This is a genomic window from Arthrobacter sp. NPDC056727, from assembly GCF_042790555.1.
Lineage (GTDB): Bacteria > Actinomycetota > Actinomycetes > Actinomycetales > Micrococcaceae > Arthrobacter.
The window spans coordinates 1-3,304 of record NZ_JBHTZA010000008.1 but is presented as its reverse complement, the minus strand read 5'-3'; the positions used below and the strand labels follow the sequence as shown (position 1 = coordinate 3,304).

At 62.8% G+C, this 3,304-nt stretch carries 3 protein-coding genes; all 3 read left to right on the top strand.

Going from position 1 to position 3,304, the window contains the following annotated elements; translation table 11 throughout:
- The first annotated feature begins 226 nt into the window (after positions 1–226).
- Genes coxB through ACFRAH_RS09745 form a run of 3 tightly spaced genes read left to right on the top strand, consistent with a single transcriptional unit; the run spans position 227 to position 3,229 of the window.
- Positions 227–1,099, top strand: coding sequence for a cytochrome c oxidase subunit II (coxB, locus tag ACFRAH_RS09755; RefSeq protein WP_377990694.1), 873 nt, complete (start codon positions 227–229; stop codon positions 1,097–1,099).
- Positions 1,100–1,109: 10 nt separating this feature from the next.
- A complete protein-coding gene (gene ctaD / locus ACFRAH_RS09750; RefSeq protein WP_377990693.1) occupies positions 1,110–2,831 on the top strand; it encodes a cytochrome c oxidase subunit I in 1,722 nt (573 codons plus the stop codon).
- Positions 2,828–3,229 carry a cytochrome c oxidase subunit 4 gene (locus tag ACFRAH_RS09745; RefSeq protein ID WP_377990692.1) on the top strand — a complete coding sequence of 134 codons (402 nt, stop codon included), beginning with the start codon at positions 2,828–2,830 and terminating at the stop codon, positions 3,227–3,229. Before ctaD ends, ACFRAH_RS09745 begins: the two co-directional genes overlap by 4 nt.
- Positions 3,230–3,304: the final 75 nt, after the last annotated feature.

Here is a 3,304-nt window from a genome sequence, read left to right as displayed (position 1 = left end):
GGGGCGCCCTGCCGGGGCGTTGTTTCTCCCAACACCTTCGCTCCCCCCCCCCCCACCACCACTGCGGGGGGGGGCCGCCCTCCCCCCCCCCCCCCGCCACACGGTGGGGACATGTGGGCGAAAACCTGCGGGGAGCGGTAAGCTCTACACCGAGTAGTAAAACTTTTAGTGTGCCCGGGAAGCTTTTTGCCGCCCAGGCAACAGCAACAAGTAGGAAGGGCCGTCTGTGAGTTCGCAGAACCGAACCGGCAGCCGACGCAAAACGATCACAATGATCACTGGCTTGGCAACTGCCGGCGCGTTGGTTTTGACTGGATGTTCGCCAGAGGTAGAGAAGGGGTGGCTGCCCACCGAGCGTGGCACCACCAATCACACTGACCGCATCATGGACCTCTGGGTCAACTCATGGATTGCCGCCCTCGTGGTGGGCATCATCACCTGGGGTCTGATCGTCTGGTGCCTCGTGGCCTACCGCCGCCGCAAGGGCACCGTGGGTTTCCCGCGGCAGACCAGCTTCAACCTGCCCCTCGAGGTCTTCTACCTGACGATCCCGCTGTTCATGGTCCTGGTGTTCTTCTACTTCACCGACCGTGACCAGCAGGCGATCGATGACCGCTCGCAGCCGGCCGACGTCGTAGTGGACGTCCGCGGCAAGCAGTGGGCCTGGGACTTCAACTACAAGAAGGGCCAGGTCGTCACCGAGGACCTCCACGAAGCCGGTGTCCAGGCCCACCTGACAGGCAAGGAGGTGGACAAGGAGAAGCTCCCCACCCTGTACCTGCCCGTCAACAAGTCCGTTGACCTGGAACTGAACTCGCGCGACGTCATCCACTCCTTCTGGGTTCCTGCATTCCTGCAGAAGAGGGACATGATCCCGGGCAAGACCAACTACATTCGGTTCACCCCCACCAAAGAGGGCACCTACGACGGCAAGTGCGCCGAGCTCTGCGGTGAGTACCACTCCGAAATGCTGTTCCGCGTCAAGGTTGTTTCCGAGTCCGAATTCGCGGCTCACATGAACCAGCTGCGCCAGGACGGCAACACGGGCCTGCTCGGCGAAGAGTATGACCGCAACCCGAACCTGAACGCAACGAAGTAAGGGAAGCGAAGTGGCTACTTACACCCAGACCCCCGGGATCCTCGAGGCTCCCGTAGTTCCCAAATCCAAGGGGCGCATCGTCGTCAACTGGATCACCTCCACCGACCACAAGACCATCGGGTACATGTACTTGATCGCGTCCTTCGTGTTCTTCTGCTTCGGCGGCGTGATGGCGCTGCTGATCCGCGCCGAACTCTTCGAACCCGGCATGCAGATCCTGCAGACCAAGGAACAGTACAACCAGCTGTTCACCATGCACGGCACGGTCATGCTGCTCATGTTCGCCACCCCGCTCTTCGCGGGCTTTGCGAACGTGATCATGCCGCTGCAGATCGGCGCACCCGACGTCGCCTTCCCGCGGCTGAACGCGCTGGCCTTCTGGTTCTTCCTGTTTGGCTCCACCATCGCCGTTTCCGGTTTCATCACCCCGCAGGGTGCTGCATCGTTCGGCTGGTTCGCCTACGCACCGCTCTCCAACACCACCTTCAGCCCCGGCGTCGGCGGTGACCTGTGGGTCTTCGGCCTGGCACTGTCCGGCTTCGGCACCATCCTGGGTGCGGTCAACTTCATCACCACCATCATCTGCATGCGCGCCCCCGGCATGACCATGTGGCGCATGCCGATCTTCACCTGGAACACCCTCGTCACGGCCATCCTGGTCCTGATGGCGTTCCCGCCGCTGGCCGCAGCGCTGTTCGCCCTCGGTGCGGACCGCCGCTTCGGTGCCCACATCTTCGACCCGGAGAACGGCGGCGCCGTCCTGTGGCAGCACCTGTTCTGGTTCTTCGGGCACCCCGAGGTGTACATCATCGCCCTGCCGTTCTTCGGCATCGTGTCCGAGATCTTCCCGGTCTTTAGCCGCAAGCCCATCTTCGGCTACAAGGGCCTGGTCTACGCCACGATCGCGATTGCTGCTCTCTCCGTGACCGTGTGGGCACACCACATGTACGTCACCGGATCCGTGCTGCTGCCGTTCTTCTCCTTCATGACCATGCTGATCGCAGTCCCGACCGGCGTGAAGTTCTTCAACTGGATCGGCACCATGTGGCGCGGTTCGCTGACGTTCGAGACCCCCATGCTGTGGAGCATCGGCTTCCTCATCACGTTCCTCTTCGGCGGCCTGACCGGCATCATCCTGGCGTCCCCGCCGCTGGACTTCCACGTCTCCGACTCCTACTTCGTGGTGGCCCACTTCCACTACGTGGTGTTCGGCACCGTGGTGTTCGCGATGTTCGCCGGCTTCTACTTCTGGTGGCCGAAGTGGACGGGCAAGATGCTCAACGAGCGCCTCGGCAAGATCCACTTCTGGCTCCTGTTCCTGGGCTTCCACGGCACCTTCCTGATCCAGCACTGGCTCGGTGTCGAGGGCATGCCCCGCCGGTACGCCGACTACCTGGTCGAGGACAACTTCACCTGGATGAACCAGTTCTCCACCATCTCCTCCTTCGTCCTGGGTGCGTCCCTGATCCCGTTCTTCTGGAACGTGTACATCACCGCACGCAACGCCGAGAAGGTTCAGGTTGACGATCCCTGGGGCTTCGGTGCCTCGCTGGAGTGGGCCACGTCCTGCCCGCCGCCGCGGCACAACTTCACGTCCCTGCCGCGCATCCGCTCGGAGCGCCCGGCACTGGACCTGCACCACCCCGAGCTCTCCCAGTCACACACCGTTGAGTCGCCGGCACCTGCAGCAAGTGTGCTTGGCAACGCCGATCAGAAGGACACCGCGCAATGAGAATCGAGTCATGGATTTTTGGGGCAGGAGTTTTCTTCTTCGTTCCGGTTTCCATCATCTACGGCTTCCTCACCAACTGGTCTGAGTGGGTCGGCATCCTGGGCATCCTCCTGGTAGGCGGCCTGGCAGGCATGATCGGTGCGTACCTGGGCTTCACCGGCAAGCGCGTGGGCATGCGTCCCGAGGACCGTGCGGACGCCGAAATCCACGAAGGCGCCGGCGAGCAGGGCCACTTCAGCCCGTGGAGCTGGTGGCCGCTGGTACTGGGCCTCTCCTGCGCAGCAGGGTTCCTCGGCCTGGCCGTGGGCTTCTGGATCGTCTTCATCGCCGGCGGCATGGCGGTGGTGGCCCTCGTAGGCTGGGTTTACGAGTACAGCCGCGGAGACCACGCACACTAGTGGCCTAGTGCCACAGAGCTAAGTTCCACAAAGCTCAGTCTTATAAAACGACGGCGGGCCCCACCTTTCTGGTGG

Excerpts from the sequence above, each read along its gene's own strand:
- ACFRAH_RS09745 (WP_377990692.1), top strand. The coding sequence starts at position 2,828 with ATGAGAATCGAGTCATGGATTTTTGGGGCAGGAGTTTTCTTCTTCGTT.